The following is a 19,361-nucleotide window of genomic DNA, read 5'->3' as shown; positions in this document are numbered from 1 at the left end:
TCAAGCAACGATTTTGCGTTAAGATGAAATCATGAGCCCCAGACCGGCAGCCCGCCCCGGCGGGCGCAGCGCACGCGTCCAGCAGTCCGTCCACACGGCGGTGCGTGAGCTTGAGGCCGAAAATGGCCGCGACACCCTCACCGTCCCCCTCGTCGCGGCCCGCGCCGGCGTCACCCCGTCGACCATCTACCGTCGCTGGGGAGACCTCCAGGAACTGCTGGCCGACGTCGCCGTGGAGCGGCTGCGGCCCGAGGCGGGCCCGGCCGACCTCGGCAGCGTACGGGAGGACCTGGAGCACTGGGCCGTCGGCTTCCTTGAGGAGATGTCCTCCCCGGCGGGCCGCTCCTACATCCGGGACGCCCTCGCGGGCGATCCGGACGGCGGCAACGCGGGGCGCTGCTCGGCCTACGCCGTCGAACAGATCGAGATCATCCGCGACCGCGCGGCGAAGCGTGGCGAGGTCGCCCCGGCTCTCGACGTCGTGGTGGACCATGTCGTGGCGCCGATGATGTACCGCATCCTCTTCCGCCCGGGGCTCCTCGACTCGCAGTACGCCCGCGATCTGGTCGTCACCGTCTTCTACCGCTTCCTGCCGCTGCCCTGACCCCTCCCGGGGCCGGGGCGCGCGGGGGCCGGGGGCCGGGGGCAGATCCGCCGCGAGGGACAGGGCGCTACTCCGTCTCGGACTGCCGCTCCCGGTCCTCGTCTTCCTGCCTCTTCTGCGGCTCGGCGTCTTCGTCGTCGTCGCCGTAGGGCTTGGCCTTGTCGGCAACCGGCGTGAGCAGGGGCATGAGGTGTCTCCTCTCCTGGGGTGTCCCAGGGTAGGAACGGGTGTGCCGGACGCGGTAGGGCGGAAAGGAGCCGCGTCCGGCACCGCCGCTCAGCTCCTCAGCCGCTCGGCCCGCCCGCCGGCCGGGCGGTCGGCCCGGGAGCGCGGGGCCCGGTCCCGGAACAGCCAGTCCATGCGGGGCTCGACCACGAAGCGCAGGGCGCGGCGGACCGCCGGGGTGCACAAGACGGTGACCACGGCCACGGCGAGCACGGTGACCGCCACCATGCCCAGCGGGGTGTGGACCCGGTCCGGGCGATACCAGCCCCACCAGCGGCTGCCCTTGACCAGGAAGCCGTGGAGCAGGAAGCCGTAGAGCGTGCCGGTGCCCAGCGCTGTACACCACAGCCGCCGCCCCGGTACCCAGGCCAGGAAGCAGGCGCTCAGCACCAGGGAACAGGCCGCCATCGCCAGCGACATCACCACGCCCGCCGGCGCCGAGACGCCCAGATCCTGCGCCGGGTCACGGAGGAAGAGCCACTGGTGGTTCATCCGCGGCGCAGCCCAGTAGGCGAACGCCACGGCACCCAGCAGCACCGGCAGCGCCCACAGCCGGGCCGACCGCCGCCGTACCAGCGCGAAGTGCTCCCCGCGCAGCTTCAGCCCGATCACGAAGAACGGCATGAACCGCAGCACCCGTTGCAGCTCCAGATCGTTGCCCACGCTCGGCGACACCGAAGCGATGACCGCGATCACCACCGACACCGTCACGGGCCACCGGAGGCGCTCCCACACCGGCGTGAGCAGCCGCCAGACGCACAGCGCCAGGAGGAACCACATCACGAACCAGGGCTCGAAGTAGTTGAGCGGGTAGTCCGGTTCGTCGTGCGCCCAGCGCCGGAAGAGCACATAGGCCGTCTGGAAGACCACGTACGGCACCGCGACCCCGGCCACCAGCCGCTTGACCCTGTGCGGCGTCAGCGTGAAACCGCGCGAGAAGTAGCCGGAGATCATGATGAACGCCGGCATGTGGAAGGCGTACACGAACAGGTACAGCGCGGTGGCGGCCCGGCTGTCGTCCCAGAACGGCTCCCAGGAGTGGGCGGCGGCGACCAGCGCGATCGCCAGGTACTTCGCGTTGTCGAAGTACGGGTCCCGCATGGCGACGCCCGCACCGCGTCCCGCCGTCTCTCGCACGCCTCCCGCGGGGGCCGGGGCCGGTCCGGTCTGTTCCTGCTCTCCGGACCGGCCCCGGGCCACCGCGGGAGGCAGCGGTACCCTCACAGGCGCCCTAGCTCCAGCATGCGGTCCACGACCCGGGTGGTGGCGAGCCCGTCGGAGGGCTCGCAGAAGTCCCGGACGAAGTCCGCGTACCGGTCCTTGTGGGCAGCGGCCACGGCCTCGATGTCACGGATCGAGGCGATGAGTTCCTCGCTCGTCTTGATCAGCGGCCCGGGGGCCCGCTCGGTGAAGTCGAAGTAGAAGCCGCGCAGGGTGTCCCGGTAGTGCTCCAGGTCGTAGGTGAAGAAGAGCATCGGACGGCCCGAGTGCGCGAAGTCGAACAGCACGGAGGAGTAGTCGGTGATGAGGACATCGGCGAGCAGGTACAGCTCGGCGATGTCCGGGTAGCCCGACACGTCGTACACGAACCCCTCACCCGCACCGGGGATGGCGTCCAGGATCTTCGGGTGCTTGCGGAAGAGGAAGACGTGGTCGGAGCCCAGCTCACGCTCGGCGGCGGCCAGATCGACCTGGAGATCGAGCTTGAACCGCTGCCCGCCGTGCCGCTGATCGTCCCGCCAGGTCGGCGCGTACAGCACCACCTTCTTGCCCTCCGGGATGCCGAGCGTCCTGCGTACCCGGGACGCGAGGGCGACCCGCTCCGGCGAGTGGAAGAGGTCGTTGCGCGGGTAGCCCGACTCCAGCACCTCGCCCTCGGCGCAGAAGGCACGTTTCATGATCGGCGTGGAGAAGGCGTTGGGAGAGACGGTGATGTCGAACTGCCGGAAGCGGTGCGGCAGGGACGCGATGTAGGCGGGGTTGGCCTTGGGGGTGCCCAGCAGATCGGCGCCGATCTTCTTCAGCGGAGTGCCGTGCCAGGTCTGCACGACCGTCTGCCCCTCCCGCTTGGTGTACCAGTCGCCCAGCCCCACGTTGGTGACGACGTACCGGCTGCGCGCCAGCGCCTCGTACCACTCCTTCGAGTGCCACTCCAGCGGCGTGACTCCCTCCGGCACCCGCACCTGGCCGTCCGATACGGACCACAGGTGCTCCACCTCCACACCCCTGCGCTTCAGCTCCTCATGGACGGCCCGGGGGGAGTCGGAGAACTGCTTGCCGCCGAAGCTGTTGTAGAAGACGGCCTCGCGCAGCGGCTGTTGCTTCTGCCGGGGGGTGAACTCGGTCCGCAGCAGGTGCTGCCGGTAGGCGCCCCGCTCGTCCTCGCCCAGCGGGGAGCGGGCCTCCAGATAGATGCGGTCGAAGTAGCGCCGCTCCACCCGGTAGCCGCGGTGCCCCGCGTCGTGCTCCAGCGGCAGCCGCCCCACCTGGTCGGCGCGCAGCTTCACCGGCACGTCGCGCCGGTGCGTGGTGACGCCCTCGGCGCGGAAGGAGAAGTACCAGCGGCCCTTGCGCAGCGGCAGCGTGACGTCGGGCTCGTAGGTGTCCATCTCCAGCGGCCGGACCTCGGCGGAAAAGCGGCGCGTGGCCGGGTCGTAGCTCAGCGGCAGGTGCTTCTCCTCGTGCTGGCCGCCGTGCCGCAGCACCAGCCGCGCCCCCTCGCCGGGGCCGGTGTAGACGCCCTCCAGCAGCAGCGTGCCCTCCGGCGTCCAGGACAGGGTGTCCACCACCGGCTGGCGGGCCCGGTCGTGCAGCTTCAGCAGGCCGGGACCGTCCGTGGTGAGCGCCACCTCCCGCCCGCCGGGCAGCTCGTAGGCGCCGGCGGCGAAGTCCCGGGAGACGGTGGCGCGCCGCTTGCTGCCGTCGGGCAGCAGCAGGTGACAGTGCCAGTCGTGGGTCTTGCCGTGCGGGCTCTCCACCTCGTGCAGCCGGGCCAGCGGGATGCGCGCGGTGCCGTCCTCGGCCACGGTGTAGTGGTGCTCGCCGATCTGGAGCTTGCTGACGTCCACCCCGTACCGGCGCACCGTCAGCTCCAGCACGGTGTCGTCCTGCCGGTGGCCGGTGATCTCCGCCGGCACCGCGTCCAGGGTCACCTGGAGCCGCCCCTTGGAGTCGAACCCGGCCACCAGACGGCGGCCGTCGGTGGTGTGCCGCACCTGGGTGTGGCCGCCGGAGCCGACCACGTTCTTCACCAGCTGCGCCCCGTGCGGCCCGCCCGGACCCGGCAGGACGAGGCCGATGTGGCAGACGCCGGGCTTGCCGCCTCCCGGCAGCTTCTCGGGGTCGAGGAGGAACTCGAAGCCGGACCAGTCGTAGCAGTGCAGCGCCTGCTTGGACGCCGCGGTCGCCTCCGGCATCCGTACCGCGCGGACGGTGAACGGCGCGCGGCGCCGGCTGCCCTTGCGCCACAGCAGGCCGATCCTCGGCAGCCGTGGCCGTTCGGCCACCGGCACGTTGGCCAGATAGGCCCAGCCGCGCACCAGCAGCCGTCCGTCCGGCTGCCATTCCAGTTCCGTCAGCTTCGTGCGCACCGGCAGGTCCTCCGCGCCGCGCAGCGGCACCTGACCCACGTCGGGGAAGACGGCGCGGGCGCGGCGCAGTCCGCGCACCTGGAAGCCGCCGGGGTGCTGGCGCTGGAACCGCAGGAGCGTCACCACGTCATCGAGCCGGCCCTGACGCACCAGCGTCCAGGCGAGCCGCTCGGGCGGCGCCAGCCGCTCGGGACCGTTCTCCGCGCTCCAGTGGGCGCGCGCGGCGGTGAGGAAGGCGGCCCGCTCCTCCTCGTTCGCCTCCGGCAAATAGCGCAGGCCGCGGGCGAGTTCTTCGGGGATCGTGTCACTCATGGGTCAGGGACTCCAGGTTGCGCAGGCCCGCTTTCGTGGCCAGCTCCTTGACGGCCAGCTCGAAGCGGGCCAGGGGGTCGGTGCCGGTGGGGCCCAGCAGATAGGTCTTCAACTCGGTGCGTGCGGCGGCCAGGGGATCGGAGGCGGGGTCGCGCAGGGCGGCCAGCAGCTGCCCGACGCCGTTCGCCCTGTTGTCCAGGATGACCGCGGCACGCACCGCGGTGTTCTGCCGCCGGAACTCCTCCTCACCCAGCTCGGCTGAGTCGGTGACGGCGTAGGGGCGTCCGCTGGCGATCCAGTCCGAGACGACGGAAGAGATGTCGGAGACGAGCGCGTCCGCGGCGTTGAAGCAGTCGTACAGCTTCGGCTCGGGGCCGGTGATCACCTGGTGGTCGCCGCCGGCCGCGTGGATCATCGCGGTGATCTGCTCGTGCGCCTCGCGGGCGAGCGGCGAGCGGGTGCCGGTGAAGGGGTGCGGCTTGTACATCACGCGCACCGGGTCGGGCGACTGGAGCAGGGCGCGCACGATGTGCTCCCCGGCCAGGATCAGCGAGGTGTTGCCCGGATCGTCCGTCCATCCCTCCCAGGTGGGCGCGTACAGCACGGTCGAGACGGTCGGGACGGAGTCCGCGCGCGGCAGCGGTCCGCCCATCACAGGGGCGAGCTGCGGGCGGCCCACCTCGACGATGTCCTCGTCACGGACGCCGACGTTCGCCGTGGCGTACCGGTCCCGCCCGGCCCGCCCGGCCGTCCACACCTCGTCGTAGACCTTGCTGTACGGGTTGACGCTGGCGATCTTGTCGCTGTCGCCGTGGCCGACGAAGACGTGCTTCATGGTCGGCTCGCGCAGCAGGTGGATGTTCTTGCCGACGTTCGCCGGGTACAGCGCCACGCGCAGCATGGACAGGTCGAAGTTCATCAGGTGCACCGCCGAGGGCACGCAGGCGACCGGCACGGTGGTCGGTGCCAGGGTCTCCAGCGTGTACCGCTCGCGCAGCAGCACCAGCGGGCGCAGCCCACGGCGCGTCAGGTCCTCCATCGTCTCCAGCCACATCGAGACCTGGTAGGTGGACTCGGGTGAGCCGGAGAAGTACAGCACGGTGTCCGGCTGGTGCTCGGCCAGCCACCCGTCGAACCACTCCAGCACCTTCTCGCGGCGCGGCGGGAGCTTGCCGCGGCGCAGATAGGCCGCGAGCGCGAGGACGTACAAGGTGGCCAGCCCGAGCGTGGCACCGATTCCGGCGTACGCCGTGACCTCGGGCGCGCCCGCCGCGGCGGCCAGCACTCCGGCCACCGCGAACAGGTCCAGGTGCTGCATCTTCTCCGCGCCCCGGTGCAGCAGCGCCTGGGGCGGGGGAGCGGGGACACCGAGCCGGGTGAGGTCGATGTTGACGGTGGCCACCGGCAGCTTGTGCCGGTTGCGCAGCAGCGTGGACAGCGCGCTGTGCGGCACCTGGAGCCCGTGGAAGGCGACGAAGCAGCTAATCGCGGCCAGGGCCGTACTGTCGGCCAGGTCGAGCCGGGTCAACAGCAGCACCAGCATCAGATGCCGCAGCAGGAACCGGACACCCAGCCCCGCACGCGCCTTCGCCATCCTGCTCAGCAGGTAGCTGGCGCGGCGGTGCAGGAAGTGGTCGGCGAGGTAGGTGGCGGCGCCCACCGCCGCGAAGAGTCCCACCTGCCCCAGCAGCGACGCGGTCAGCAGCAGCGGGAAGCCGCACACCAGCACCACGGCAGCGGCCAGTTCACCGGTGGAGCCGACGCGTGCCGCGTGCAGCAGCCGTTCGCGCCGTTCTTCGGCCATGCGGATCATGCGACGACCTCGTTCTTGCTCAGATCGGCGTCCGTGCTGAGCGTGGCGTTCACGTTCACGTTCAGCACGGCGTCGGTGCTCAGCGTGGTGCCGGTGCTCAGCGTTTCGGTCATGCTCGGCGCGGCCTCGGTGCTCGGACCGGGCCTCTCACTCGGCTCGGGCCTCTTGCCCAGATCGGCGCCGATGCCCTCGCTCAGGCTCTCGTCGAGCTGGGCGGCGAGCGCCTTCTCGAACGCGGATGCCGCGGCGGGGGAGCGGGTGGGGTCCTGCTGGCGGACGTCGATGACATGGCCGGTCATGGTGGACAGCAGCACATCGAGGGAGGCGTGCGCGACAGCCTCGGAACTCAGCAGCGTGCCCGGAGGCTCCTGGCCGAAGGCGCGGGTGCGCATCGGGGTGGCGGTGCGCTCCGGGTTGACGCAGTTCACCCGTATTCCGTCCGCCGCCCACTCGTCGGCCAGCGCCTGCGTCAGGTTGACCAGGGCCGCCTTGGAGGAGGAGTAGAGGCTGTAGCCGGCGCGGCCCCGGGTGTAGCTGCTGGAGGTGTAGAGCAGCAGATGGCCACCGGTCTCGGCGAGGTACTTGTGCGCGGCACGCGCGATGTGCAGAGGGGCGAGGTAGTTGACCCGCAGAGCCTCCTCCACGGTGTCCAGGTCGGTCTCCGCGAGCTGCCCGACGCGCAGCACCCCGGCGGTGTTGACCACATAGTCGACGCGGCCGGTCGCGCTGTAGGCCCGGTGCAGCGCTTCGGCCACCTGCTCCGCGTCCTCCACGTGGGTGCCGGTGGTCGAGCGGCCGTACGCGAACACCTGGGCACCGAAGCCCTCGGCGAGCGCGGCGACATCGGCGCCGATCCCGTAGGAGCCGCCGAACACGACCATCGTCCGCCCGCGCAGCGCCTCGGCGTACCCCTCCGCGTCGGACCGCTCGGGCGCCGCGGCGGACGCCAGCTGGAACAGCTTGTCGGCGAGGAAGACGTCGACGGGCTGGGTGACCTTCATGTTGTACTCGTCGCCCTCCACCACGTGGATGGGAACGTCCGGCAGGTAGCGCAGCACCACGGAGCAGTCGTCGGTGGCCTGGAAATTGGGGTCCAGGGCCGCGATCTCGTACGCGCGGCGGATCGTGGAGAGCCGGAACGCCTGCGGGGTCTGGCCCCGGCGCAGCCGCGAGCGGTCCGGCACATCGGTGATGAACTCCCCGTCCGCGCCGTGCCGGCGGGTCACGATGATCGTGTCGGCGGACGGGATGGCGACATCCACCGCCTGGTAGCGGCCCAGCGCCGCGACGCACTCGCGGATGACCCGCTGGGAGAGCAGGGGGCGCACGGCGTCGTGGAACAGCACATACCGCTCCTCGCCCCCGGCCAGCCCCTCACTCAGCGCCGCGATGGCGTTCTCCGTGGTGGCGTTGCGGTTGGCGCCGCCCTCCAGCACCTGGCGCACCTTGGTCAGTCCGGCCTTCTCGACGATCTTTTCGACCTCGGGGACGAAGCCGGGTGTCATCAGAACGAGCACGTCGTCGATGTCCTCAGCCTGCTCGAACACGGTCAGCGTGTGCTCGATCACAGATTTTCCCGCGATTTTCAGGAGCTGCTTCGGTATGGACAGACCGACGCGCTGCCCTGTGCCGCCCGCGAGGACGACAGCGGTCGTGCGTATATGAGAAGCCACGAGAAACCTGCCTTGCACTGTGAGGTCGAGCTGGGGGGAGAAAACGACGCGGTCGGGGGGTCAACCTGAACCGCGCGCATCTTTGATCACCCAGATAGGTAAACGGTTGTGGTCAGTTACGTGTTTATGACGTTTGAGATGTGTGGGTGACAGTACGAACTGTGACCGGTTCCTCACACGCCATGGATACGGGGCGCATTTATCGGTACGGGAGGACTCCGTCCTGTTCCGTCCCTTCCGGCCCACGCAGGCGCCCCCGAAGTCCCCGTCGGCCGGGCTGTGGAGCCCCGGCCGGCGGGGACTTCGGGGGGTGCGGCGGGCGTTGACCGTGTGGTGGCAGCCGGAGAAGAAACCCCCTCGCGACCGGTCGCCGGGCCGTGGGAGGATCCCGGCGCAGCGGGACGGGATCGACGGTGGAGGACAAGGACAACGGTGTACGCCATATCCCTCGATGAAGATGGTGCGGAACTGCGCCCGCTGGAGCCGTGGCAGGCGGAGGAGTTCCTGAACCACATGGACCGGGGGCGGGAGTTCATCGGGCAGTACATAGGACTGCCCGACGCCGCCACGGACTTGGAGTCGAGCCGCGCCTTCCTTCAGGGGTACGCCGAGAAGACCGCCGCCGACAGCGGGCGGATCTACGGGATCTGGACGCACGGCAAGCTGGTCGGAGGAGTCCTCTTCCGGACGATGGACGTCGCCGCAGGTACCGCCGAGGCGGGCTGTTGGCTGGAGCCGTCCGCGTCCGGCCGGGGCCTGGTGACCAAAGCCGCGCGCGTGATCATCGACTGGGTCGTCGAGGAACGGGGCTTCCACCGCGTGGAGTGGCAGGTCGCGGCGGCCAACGAGCCCAGCATCGCCGTCGCCCGCCGCCTCGGGATGACGAAGGACGGCGCCTTGCGGGAGAGCCGTCTCCACCGGGGAAAGTGGTACGACATAGAGATCTGGTCGGTGCTCGCACCGGAGTGGCGCGCGGGCACCCGCCCCGCCTGAGACCCGTTGGGCTCCCCCCTGGATGGTCCTCCCTCATGCCCTCATGGGCCGGAAATCCGGGCGGGAGCGCGGTGGCGTGCGTCTGTGGGTTCCTCGTATGGGGGTTGAGGTTCCGTGGACGCGGTACGGGTGCCGGCCGCGCTCCTGCCCGGGCCCCGCGGTGCACCTTGTTGCCCGGGAGGCTCCCGTCTGACCGGGCGGGTAGGTGGTGCGGGGGGTGTGTGGGCCGGGTGCCTGTTGGTTTCCCTGGGGTGGGTGCTGGTCAGGTGCCGGTGCCGGGGTTGAGGGTGCCGATTTTTGGTGTGGAGGTTTTGCTGGTGGTGAGGGGGCCGTTGTTCCAGGTGGTGCGGAGGGGGGTGTGTTGGCCGGGTGGGGTGATGAGGGCGGCTTTGGGGTCCTGGGTGGTGCGGCTGCCTGGTGTGCTGGAGTCGTGTCCCCGGACCTCGTGAGGGCCCGGAGGCGTCGTCATCGTTGTTGCTGCCGCGGTGACCGCCGCGGCCCGCACCGCACCGCCCCGCCCGGCCGGCTTGGCCGGGCCGGTGCGGGGACCAGGCCGGTGCCGGCCCGGCCGTCCTCCCGCGCACCGGGCCCGTTGGTCATGTCCTCATGCCGTGCCATCGCCTGCCCTCGACTCCCTGCTCCACGCTGCTGCCACCCCCGGTTACCGGGCCGTACACAACATTCGATGACGAGCACGACAAGAAAGTTCACCCCAACCACAAAAAACTTTCCGACAGCTGTGGGAGGGCCCTGGGAAGGGGGCGAAGTGGCTGGTCTCCGGCCCGACGGCGACGGCTCGGGGCCCGCGACCCGCGACCCCGACCGCGTCGCCGAGCAGCCTCACACGCCGCCCCCTCCACTGGTCGCCTGCTCCTGCTTCGGCGCGTGCTCCTGTTCCCGCTTCGGCTCCGCCCCGTCCGCCTCTGTTCCCATCCCCGCGCGGGAGCGGGCCAGCAGGCTGCGGTCCAGGGGTGAGCCTGAACTTCCGGCCGCCGAGCACCCCGAGAGCGAGCCGGGGTGCCTCGTCGGCGCGCAGGACCCGGGCCCGCTGGCGAAGTCGTCGCCGAACAGGTCGGCCACCTTCAGCCCGAGCGCCGAGGCGATCTGTTGCAGGGTGGCGATGCTCGGGTTCGCCTGCCCGCGCTCGATCTGACTCAGATAGCCCTCACTGATCCCGGCGGCTTCGGCGACGGTCCGCAGGGTCCGGTGCCGCGCCTTGCGCAGCGCGCGCAGCCGGTCGCCGCCAGGCAGGCCGTTCAACGAGGGGCGGGGACGCGTTCTCCACCCGTCACAGGGCGCCGGGTCGGCGAGGAAGCCGGCCACGCGACGTCGTCAATCGCGAGCCACGGCGCGACGGCCACGGCCGTGGGCGTGAGCCCGACGAACGCCTTGACCTCGCGGTGGAGGTGGGACTGGTCGACGTAGCCGCTCTCGGTGGCAACGTCGGCGGCGGCGTGACCCGCCGCGAGGAGGTGGGCGGCGTGGTCGAACCGCACCAGCCGGGCGGCGCGTTTGGGTGTGATGCCGAGCTGCGAGCGGAAACGGGCCGACAGGCGCTTGCGGCTCCAGCCGACCTCGTCCGCCAGCCCGTCGACCCGCACCCGCCCCCGGCTGGTGAGCGTCCGTCGCCAGGCGTGCGCGACCTCCGGGTCGACCGGTGGGCGGGCGCTCAGTCGTCGGCCGAGGAATTCCCCCGCGATCGTGAACCGTTCGTCCCACGACCCGGCGGCGCGCAGCCTGTCCTCGGCTCGCCCGGCGTCGCGGCCCCAGACGTCCTCCAGCGACACCACCGTCCCGCTGAGCTCGGTCGATGCGCCGAGCACGGCAGCCGCCGCGACCGGCTCCAGCCGGATCTGGAGCAACTCGTCCACCCGACCGCCTGCTCGAAGATCGCCGGGGAGGAGCCCGACGACGGCACTGCCGCGCCCGCGCCGGCCATGGGTGTCATAGACGAAGCCTTCTCCCTCGCTCAGGTCGACGAGCAGGGTGACGGACGGGTGCGCGACCATGGCGATGTCCGCGGACGCGGGAACTTGTTGCCGGAACCCGGCCATGCTGATCCCCGGCAGCCGATCTGACGGGCGCGGGACTGCGATGTCCACCGTGGCCCAGTCGGGTGGTGGCCCGGTCGGCGGCATGCGACCAGTCTAGGTCTCAGGGGACAACGGGCGGGGTGCCGAGGCCCGTTGATGTGAAGGCCAGCAGCAGTTTGCTGGCCTTCTCCGGCGCTTCGAGCAGGGGTATGTGCCCGACGCCGGGCAGCAGTTCGACCCGCGCCGTCGGCACCGTGCCGTACTGACGTGCCGACGACGGATCCCAGCGGGGATCGGCGGCACCGAAGAGCACCAGCACCGGCACCGGGAACTCCAGGGCACCGAGACGCTCGGGCACGCTCCGCTCGGTGATGTACGCGGTGTACCGGCGCGCCACCGTGCGGAACGCGCGGTACGTGATGCCCCGTACCCCGGCGACCAGGTCGTCCGGGATGTCCACCGGGCGAACGGTCGTCGCCCTGATCCCGCCGCGGATCCACGCGTCCGAACGCATCGACCAGAGGAGCGGGCCGAGAGGCGGGCCCAAGAGGACCCGAAGGATGAGCGGCTGCGGAAGGAGCGCGTCGAGACTCGGGCCGGTGCTGATCAGCGCGAGCGACCCCACCAGGTCGGGGCGCTGTTCGGCAAGCGCGGTGGCGACGTAGCCGCCGCTGGAGTGCCCGGCCGTGGCGACCTGACGAAGTCCGAGGTCGTCGAGCAGCGCCGCCACCCGGCCCGCCTGATCGGCCACGTCGTATGACGCCGCGGGCGGGGACTGGCCGCAGCCCGGGAGGTCGACCCGGATGACGTGATGGTGGCCGGCGAGCGCCGGCACCATCGGGCTCCAGGAGCCGCCCGAGGCCCCCGATCCGTGGATGAGCAACAGGGGCGGCGCCTTCCGCGGGCCGTCATGGACCACGTGCATTCCATGCGAGAACTCAACGTCGTACTCACTCATGCGAGGGATGCTGCATGGGCTGCCGGCTGTCGGTCTTGTACAAATGTCGTCGTGCGGCTGACGACCGCCGGACTCCGCTCCGGCGAGCGCTCGAAAGCCAGGCCTTCCACCCCTCTGCGCAACCAGCAGGGCACCGTCACACCACCAACCCCGGAGGGGGCGGGAGCTGCTGGTGGGGGCGCCGATCGGGTGTCGGGGTGGCGGTTTTGGTGGTGGGGTAGGGGTCGGGTGGGCTCGTGTGTTCCAGACGGGGGAGGGTGCGGGGTGGAGCCGTTGGAGACGGGGGATCCGGAGCGGGTCGGGGACTTCGTGGTGCGCGGCCGATTGGGCGCCGGGGGGATGGGCGAGGTGTTCCTTGGCCGGTCGCCGGGCGGGCGGGCGGTGGCGGTGAAGGTCGTGTACCCATTTCTCGCGCGGCAGCCCGAGTTCCGGCGTCGTTTCGGCCGGGAGGTGGAGGCGGCTCGGGCGGTGGGCGGGGCGTTCACCGCTCCGGTGGTGGCCGCCGGACCGCAGGATGACCCGCCGTGGATCGCGACCGTCTACATTCCCGGGCCGGACCTGGCCACGGCCGTGGCCAAGGCCGGGCCGCTGCCGGAGGACTCTGTGTGGCCGCTGGCGGCCGGGCTGGTGGAGGCATTGCAGGCCATCCACGCCGTCGGCCTGCTCCACCGTGATCTCAAACCCTCGAACGTGCTGCTGGCCGCCGACGGGCCCCGCGTGATCGACTTCGGGATCGCCCAGACCCTGGACTCAACCGCCCTGACAGCCCCCGGTACTGCGATCGGCACGCCCGGCTTCATGTCCCCGGAGCAGGCCGAAGGCGGCCGGGTGGGCCGGGCCGGCGACGTCTTCGCACTCGGAGCGCTGATCGCCTTCGCCGCCAGTGGTGTCGAACCGTTCGGCCAAGGCCCGCCCCCCGCGATCCTGCACCGCGTCGTCAACGACCCGCCGCGCCTGGACACACTCCACGGACCGCTCCACGACCTGGCCGCCGCCTGCCTGGCCAAAGATCCCGAAAAGCGGCCCGAACTCGCGGAACTGCTGGAGCGGATCTCCTCGCACTGGACCCCGCCGGACCACTTCCCCGGCGTCTCCCCCTGGCCCCACGCCGTGAACACCTTCATCCACAACCGCACCACGACACCGACCGCTTCGTACACCCAAACGGCCGGCCCCACACCGGCCCACGACGCCCCCACTGCCACGGCGCCGCGACGAGAAGACCCGGTCGGCCGGGACGGCAGGGCACGGCGGCCCCGCCGGCCTGCGGACCCTCCGGGCGCCGCCCGTCCGTCGGGGCGCGGACCGGACGCGAGGCGCCTGCCTGTCATCGGTATCGACTTCGGTACGACGAACTCGGCGGCCGGTGTCCTGGAGGACGGGAAGGTCCGGCTGATCCCCAACGCCGAGGGAGCGGTGAGGACACCGAGCCTGCTGGCCGTCACCGCCCAGGGAGAGATCCTCGTCGGCACGGCCGCCGAGCGGCAGGCTGTCACCAACCCCGACCACACCGTGCGTGCGGCACAGCGGAATCTGGAGACGGACTGGAGCATCACGCGAGGCGACGTACGGCTCACGGCGGAGGACGCCGTCGGGCTGCTCCTCACCCGCCTGCGGGAGGACGCCGAGGCCCATTTCGGAGGGCCGCTGAACGGGGCGGTGCTGACGGTGCCCGCCTGCTTCGCGCTGGACCAGCGGGCGGCTCTGGCCCGGGCCGGTGAAAGGGCGGGGCTCTCCGTCACGCGGATGATCAGCGGACCCGTTGCCGCGGCGATGGCGTACGCCCCGGATCGCGACGACGCCACTGTGCTCGTCCTCGACCTCGGCGGAGGGACGCTGGACGTCGTGCTGACAACCCTCGGGGACGGTGTCGTGGAGGTCGCGGCGACCGCGGGCGACCCCCAGCTCGGCGGTGACGACTGGGACCTGCGGATCGTCCAGCACATGATCAAGCGCGTACAGCAGCAGTACGGCCTGGATCTCGCCGGCGATGCCGTGGCGACGCAGCGGCTGCGGGAGGCGGCCGAAGCGGCGAAGAAGCAACTGTCGGCGGCACACGCCACCTCCCTCCAAGTGCCCTACCTCGCCCCCGGCCCGCACGGTCCCGTGCACCTCGACGAGGTCCTCACCCGTGAGGAGTTCGAGGCCCTCACCCGGGATCTGCTGGAACGCTGCCGCCGGCCCGTCGAGCAAGCATTCCACGATGCCGGGCTCACGCTCTCCGACGTCGACCGGGTCATCCTGACGGGCGGTGCCACCCGGATGCCCGCAGTGGGCGAACTGGTCCGCCGGCTCACCGGCGGCCGGGAACCCTATCGCGGCCTCGGCCCAGAAGGCGCCGCCACCGGCGCCGCCATCCAGGCCGGCATCCTGACCGGCGCTGTGAAGGACGTGCTGCTGCTCGACGTCTGCTCCCAGTCGATAGGCATCGAGACCGAGGGGGGCGTCAACCGGAAGCTGGTGGAGCGGAACACGACGATCCCCACGAAACGCAGCGAGATCTTCACCACGCACATGGACGACCAGCCCACTGCGGTGATCCACGTCGTGCAGGGCGAACGTGGCGAGGCGTCACGGAACAGGACCCTCGCGGTCCTCGAAGTGTCCCTCCCGCCCGCCCCCAAGGGCGTGCCCCGGATAGAGGTCGGTTTCGACCTCTATCCGGGCGGCACTCTCCACGTCACGGCCAAGGACTTGGGCACCGGCAACACGACCACCGGCACCGTCGACCACGCGGCCGTTGCTCTGGTCAGCTCCTCCCGATGGCCCGACCTGCGCCGTCACGTCCCCGTTCCCGTCTCGTGGTGAGGGCCCGCGTGCCGGCTCATGGCCATCACGTACCCCGCTTCAGTCCGGCTCGACCTCACCGCCGGTCTCGACACACGGTGCCCGCGACGAAGCGGTCTTCCAGTTCGACGCCAGTGGCTGTGCGGCCGACAAGGAGCGCGCCGTTCGGGCCCGGTTGTGCGCGGGGCCGGCTGATCACAGCAATCGGCCCTCGGCATAGGCCAGGGCCGGGGCCGGAAGGGGAGCCGCACGCCCGCTGAGCAGCACGGTCAAAGTGCCGCGCTCGGCGGGGATTTCGGGAGCGGTGCCGGTGCCGGTGCCGGTGCGGCGGAGGGTCTGCGCCGCGACCGCGCCGGCCGAGCCGTGCAGGACGAGCGGCGGCGCACCGTGACGCCGCAGGGCCGCGCGCACGCGTTCCGCGACGAGTTCGTAATGGGTGCAGCCCAGAACGACGGCCCTCGCACCGGCGGGAGTGCGCTCCGCCGCGGCGGCGATCGCGCGGGAGACGGCCGCCTCGTCGGCGTACTCGACGGCGTCGGAGAGCCCGGGGCACGGGACCTCCGTGACGGCCACCCCGGTGGCGAACTCCCGGATGAGTCCGCGCTGGTAGGGGCTGCCGGTGGTGGCCGGGGTGGCCCAGATGGCGATGGGCCCGCCCCCGGCGGCGGCCGACTTGATCGCCGGGACCGTACCGATGACCGGCAGCTCCGGTTCCAGCCGGGCACGCAGGGCGGGCAGGGCGTGGACGGAGGCGGTGTTGCAGGCGACGATCAGCGCGTCGGGGCGATACGCGGCGGCTGCTTCGGCGACGGCGAGGGCGCGTTCCGTGATGTCCTCCGGAGTGCGCGGCCCCCAGGGCATGCCGTCGGGGTCCGAGGAGAGGACGAGGTCGGCGTCGGACCGCAGCCGTCGTACGGCGGCAGCCGCGGCCAGCAGACCGATCCCGGCGTCCATGAGCGCGATCTTGGGCCGCCCGGACGCAGTTGCTGTTGCGGCGCGTTCCGGCCCGACGCGCTGACGTCCATGCCCGGCGTGTTCCGTGATCTCGCGCTCCATGAGCGTCGCCTCCTAAGTGTTCGTGTGCCTCGTGTGCCTCGCGTGCTCGCGTGGCTCATGGGCTCGTGTGCCTCGACAGTCACCGGCGGCGAGTCTCACCGCTGAGCGGCGCGGATGGCATAACCAATTCGGGGTGAGTGGTCCTACGGCTCCAAGGGCCGGCGCGGGTGTGCTGACAGGTGCGGACCGGTCGTCGACGCCCATGAAGCCCGGCACCGGGCGCGTTCACGCTGTTCCCGAGTGGCCACCGGCCCGGGGCCGGTGGTGTCCGCCGGTGCGGACGAACGCGGCGGTTACCGAGTTCGTACGCCGAGACCTACGAGCGCCGGGCGCTCGGGCGCCGGGGTGACCGGGCGGCGCCAACTGTCGGCCCACAGCCCGACGTTTGCCCGCAGACCGTGCGCCTGGCTGCGCTGCCAAGTTGTGGACCTGCTGCGCGCCCTCGTCCGCCGCGTCGGACGCGGCACCGACAGCGGGAACGTGGCAAGGGCCCCCGCGGGGTGGCTCGAAGACCGCGGGTGTGCCTGTCGGAAAGTTTTTTGTGGTTGGGGTGAACTTTCTTGTCGTGCTCGTCATCGAATGTTGTGTACGGCCCGGTAACCGGGGGCGGTGGCAGCGTGGAGCAGGGAGTCGAGGGCAGGCGATGGCACGGCATGAGGACATGACCAACGGGCCCGGTGCGCGGGAGGACGGCCGTGCCGGCACCGGCCTGGTCCCCGCACCGGCCCGGCCAAGCCGGCCGGGCGGGGCGCTGCGGGCCGCCGCAGCCGCGGCGGCCGTGCTGGGAGCGGGAGTCCTCCTGGCCGGCTGCGGTGGCAACAACAACAGCGCCTCCGGCCCCCTCAAGGTCCGGGGTGTCGCCGCCCCCGTCAACGACTCCAACTCCCACAGCAGGGCCCGGACCGGCGGGCCGGAGAAGACCGAGACGCTGACCTCCAAGAGCGGCACCTCCAGCGCCAACCACAGCACCAGCACACCAGGCAGCTGCACCACCCAGGACCTCAAAGCCACCATCGGCCCCAACCACCCCGGCGCCGGACAGCACAACCACACCCTGGTCCTGACCAATAAATCCGGCCACTCCTGCACCCTGCGCGGCTACGCGGGCCTCGCCTTCCTCAACAACAACGACGAAAAAACCTCCATCGACCCCGAACACGACGGCTCCCCCGCCCGCACCCTCACACTCACCACCGGACACAGCGCCTGGGCGCCCCTGTCCTACCCCAACCCCAAAACCACCGGCACACCCACCACCACCCCCAAAACCGCCCTCATCACTCTGCCCGGCCAACACACCCCCCTCCGCACCACCTGGAACAACGGCCCCCTCACCACCGGCAAAGCCTCCACACCAAAAATCGGCACCCTCAACCCAGGCACCGGCACCTGACCAGCACCCACCCCAGGGAAACCAACAGGCCCCCGGCCCACACACCCCCCGCACCACCTACCCGCCCGGTCGGACGGGAGCCTCCCGGGCAACAAGGTGCACCGCGGGGCCCGGGCAGGAGCGCGGCCGGCACCCGTACCGCGTCCACGGAACCTCAACCCCCATACGAGGAACCCACAGACGCACGCCACCGCGCTCCCGCCCGGAATCCATCGCGTGCTTTGGAAGCGGAACGGAAACGGAACGGACAGGAAGATGCAGGCGCTTCTGGACCTGGGCGATCGCGGCGACTTCGACGCCGTGGTCGTCAGGACGGACTACGACGACGAGCAGGCATGGCAGGCCGTGAAAGCGGCCCTGGCGGAGCCCTCGGGGGAGTCGCACGAGGCGCCGACCCCCTGCCTCGTCGACGACCCCGCCTGGGCGGGTGCCGGCGTCGAGGAGGTCCTGGCCGCCATCGCCGCGGACGCACGCTTGCATGACGAATTGAGCGTGGTCTTCCTCGCCGACCGTACGACGATGCGGGCCGGTCACCACCCGCTGCTGGCGGTGCCCGCGTTCACCCGGGAGGACCTGAACGACGACGAGGCGTACGAGGAAATGGTCGAGTTCGGCTGTGAGTTCCGTACGGTCTCGACGGGGGTCCACGAGATCCATACGAATCTCGCGCTCGCCAACATGGATTTCCAGGACTTCGCCGCGGCGGCCCAGGCCGACCCCTCGGGAGTGTTCCGCTCGTGGTGGAAGAGCCACGCCTGACGGTGCCGGGCTGATCCTCGACCAGGCGGCGAAATGCATGACCAGGCGGTGAAGTTGTGGCCCGCGTCGAGGTCGGTGAGGAGCGTGGGGTGCTCGGGACGCCAGTCCATCCGCTTCCGGGTCAGGGCGCCCGAGGCCGGGGTGTCCAGCGAGAGGACCGCGCCGAGGATCGCAGCCGCCTCGTGGCGGCCTTCCGTGAGTGCGCCGAAGCCCACCTCCCCGCCCCACCGGGGCCGGCGAGCGCCCGCCCTCCGCGAGCGGAGAACCGACACGCGCCGGCCGGGCGGACGGGTCAGCTCTTTCCCGTGGTCGCCGCCGGCTTGTCCGCCGCGTCGGCGGTCTGCTGGTAGTCCAGGCCGGACCACACGCACAGGGAGAGCACCTCCCGCTCCTGGTGCCGCAGCCGGCCCAGCGCGGATTGCACGGCTTGGAGGCGCCGTGCGTCATCGATGCGCCCGACCGTCCGGGGTGCGAAGTCCTCCACCGCGCGCGGCTGCGGCTGGCGCGCGAGGAACCGCAGCCGTCTGCGCTGCCCCCGCCGGGCGTTGTCCGCCTTGTGGGTGGCGATGCCCAGCAGCCAGGGCCGGAGAGAGCCGCCCTCCTCCAACACCCTGCGCGGGTCTGCCACGCGGTCAAGAACGTATCGGACATGATCTCCTCGGCCGTCGACCAGTCGCCGGTCAGGCGCAGCGCATGGTTGTAGACGGCGCGCGCGTAGTCCTCGTACAGCTGGGCGAACGCCGCGCGGTCCCCCTCGCGTACGCGGCGGCGTACCTCGTTTTCTGAGTCCCTCACACCCGTTCCCTCTCCGCGGTACGGGAGAAGTTCCTGTGTCCTGCGTCACCTCCCGGGTCTCCCGCGCCGGTGCGGGCCCATCGACGGGAGCGGGGCCGGCGGCCGGCGGCCCGCCGGAAGCGGCCCGACACGGCCGTCGCACCACCACGGCCCTCTCCGTCATCCGCCGCCCCCTCGCTCCTCACCGCAGGCACGCGCAGGCGCCCGCAGGCACGCGAGATCCGCGACCACGTCATCCACCTGACACGGTCTCAGGCGATCTCGTCGGCATGAGCCTCAAGGTGGCGCTCTGCGTCACTGGAATGGGCCGTCGATCACCTCGACGTGGTCGAAGCCGCCCGCTGTCACTACGACGAGCGACGCGTGGACA

14 protein-coding genes and 1 pseudogene are annotated in these 19,361 nt (G+C 71.4%); 5 read left to right on the top strand and 10 right to left on the bottom strand.

Translation table 11 applies throughout. The features are described from left to right. The first annotated feature begins 31 nt into the window (after nucleotides 1–31). Complete coding sequence (locus OHB04_RS04685; RefSeq protein WP_326686401.1) at nucleotides 32–604, top strand: TetR/AcrR family transcriptional regulator; 573 nt, start codon at nucleotides 32–34, stop codon at nucleotides 602–604. A 276-nt stretch (nucleotides 605–880) separates the two neighbouring features. Here the strand turns inward: OHB04_RS04685 and OHB04_RS04680 are convergent, their stop codons facing one another. From OHB04_RS04680 to OHB04_RS04665, 4 genes are all read right to left on the bottom strand, one after another. After that, nucleotides 881–1,966 carry an acyltransferase family protein gene (locus tag OHB04_RS04680; protein WP_405806729.1) on the bottom strand — a complete coding sequence of 362 codons (1,086 nt, stop codon included), beginning with the start codon at nucleotides 1,964–1,966 and terminating at the stop codon, nucleotides 881–883. Nucleotides 1,967–2,049: 83 nt separating this feature from the next. Then, on the bottom strand, nucleotides 2,050–4,731 hold the full coding sequence (locus tag OHB04_RS04675; RefSeq protein ID WP_326686400.1) for a CDP-glycerol glycerophosphotransferase family protein: 2,682 nt from the start codon (nucleotides 4,729–4,731) through the stop codon (nucleotides 2,050–2,052). Beyond that, nucleotides 4,724–6,544, bottom strand: a complete 1,821-nt coding sequence (locus tag OHB04_RS04670; RefSeq protein WP_326806857.1) for a CDP-glycerol glycerophosphotransferase family protein — start codon at nucleotides 6,542–6,544, stop codon at nucleotides 4,724–4,726. The genes OHB04_RS04675 and OHB04_RS04670 overlap by 8 nt, the downstream gene beginning before the upstream one ends. Further along, nucleotides 6,541–8,217 carry a bifunctional cytidylyltransferase/SDR family oxidoreductase gene (locus tag OHB04_RS04665; RefSeq protein WP_326806856.1) on the bottom strand — a complete coding sequence of 559 codons (1,677 nt, stop codon included), beginning with the start codon at nucleotides 8,215–8,217 and terminating at the stop codon, nucleotides 6,541–6,543. The genes OHB04_RS04670 and OHB04_RS04665 overlap by 4 nt, the downstream gene beginning before the upstream one ends. Before the next feature lie 432 nt (nucleotides 8,218–8,649). On the opposite strand from OHB04_RS04665, the gene OHB04_RS04660 reads away from it, so the two are divergent. Continuing rightward, nucleotides 8,650–9,210, top strand: a complete 561-nt coding sequence (locus tag OHB04_RS04660; RefSeq protein ID WP_326806855.1) for a GNAT family N-acetyltransferase — start codon at nucleotides 8,650–8,652, stop codon at nucleotides 9,208–9,210. Between the two features lie 262 nt (nucleotides 9,211–9,472). Here the strand turns inward: OHB04_RS04660 and OHB04_RS04655 are convergent, their stop codons facing one another. From OHB04_RS04655 to OHB04_RS04640, 4 genes are all read right to left on the bottom strand, one after another. Then, the gene (locus tag OHB04_RS04655) at nucleotides 9,473–9,679 is read right to left on the bottom strand and encodes a hypothetical protein (protein WP_326806854.1); all 207 of its coding nucleotides are present in this window, start codon (nucleotides 9,677–9,679) and stop codon (nucleotides 9,473–9,475) included. 371 nt (nucleotides 9,680–10,050) lie between these two features. Then, nucleotides 10,051–10,470 carry a helix-turn-helix domain-containing protein gene (locus OHB04_RS04650; protein ID WP_326686395.1) on the bottom strand — a complete coding sequence of 140 codons (420 nt, stop codon included), beginning with the start codon at nucleotides 10,468–10,470 and terminating at the stop codon, nucleotides 10,051–10,053. Beyond that, the gene (locus tag OHB04_RS04645; RefSeq protein WP_326806853.1) at nucleotides 10,467–11,348 is read right to left on the bottom strand and encodes a helix-turn-helix domain-containing protein; all 882 of its coding nucleotides are present in this window, start codon (nucleotides 11,346–11,348) and stop codon (nucleotides 10,467–10,469) included. The genes OHB04_RS04650 and OHB04_RS04645 overlap by 4 nt, the downstream gene beginning before the upstream one ends. Before the next feature lie 16 nt (nucleotides 11,349–11,364). Next, the gene (locus tag OHB04_RS04640; RefSeq protein WP_326686393.1) at nucleotides 11,365–12,201 is read right to left on the bottom strand and encodes an alpha/beta fold hydrolase; all 837 of its coding nucleotides are present in this window, start codon (nucleotides 12,199–12,201) and stop codon (nucleotides 11,365–11,367) included. A 264-nt stretch (nucleotides 12,202–12,465) separates the two neighbouring features. On the opposite strand from OHB04_RS04640, the gene OHB04_RS04635 reads away from it, so the two are divergent. Continuing rightward, nucleotides 12,466–15,009 (top strand): Hsp70 family protein, encoded by a 2,544-nt coding sequence (locus tag OHB04_RS04635; protein ID WP_326806852.1) that lies wholly within the window; start codon nucleotides 12,466–12,468, stop codon nucleotides 15,007–15,009. A 174-nt stretch (nucleotides 15,010–15,183) separates the two neighbouring features. Here OHB04_RS04635 and OHB04_RS04630 read toward each other — a convergent pair whose 3' ends face one another. Beyond that, nucleotides 15,184–15,942, bottom strand: coding sequence for a glutamate racemase (locus OHB04_RS04630; RefSeq protein WP_326809401.1), 759 nt, complete (start codon nucleotides 15,940–15,942; stop codon nucleotides 15,184–15,186). 745 nt (nucleotides 15,943–16,687) lie between these two features. On the opposite strand from OHB04_RS04630, the gene OHB04_RS04625 reads away from it, so the two are divergent. Both OHB04_RS04625 and OHB04_RS04620 read left to right on the top strand, forming a co-directional pair. Further along, nucleotides 16,688–17,437, top strand: coding sequence for a DUF4232 domain-containing protein (locus OHB04_RS04625; RefSeq protein WP_326806851.1), 750 nt, complete (start codon nucleotides 16,688–16,690; stop codon nucleotides 17,435–17,437). A gap of 255 nt (nucleotides 17,438–17,692) precedes the next feature. Next, nucleotides 17,693–18,196 (top strand): DUF6924 domain-containing protein, encoded by a 504-nt coding sequence (locus OHB04_RS04620; RefSeq protein WP_326686390.1) that lies wholly within the window; start codon nucleotides 17,693–17,695, stop codon nucleotides 18,194–18,196. Nucleotides 18,197–18,503: 307 nt separating this feature from the next. Here the strand turns inward: OHB04_RS04620 and OHB04_RS04615 are convergent. Beyond that, a pseudogene (locus tag OHB04_RS04615) lies at nucleotides 18,504–18,991 on the bottom strand (RNA polymerase sigma factor); the annotation flags it as partial. Nucleotides 18,992–19,361 lie beyond the last annotated feature (370 nt).

It is taken from the genome of Streptomyces sp. NBC_01775, assembly GCF_035917675.1.
Classification (GTDB): Bacteria; Actinomycetota; Actinomycetes; order Streptomycetales; family Streptomycetaceae; genus Streptomyces.
This window is presented reverse-complemented; position numbering and strand designations above follow the sequence as displayed.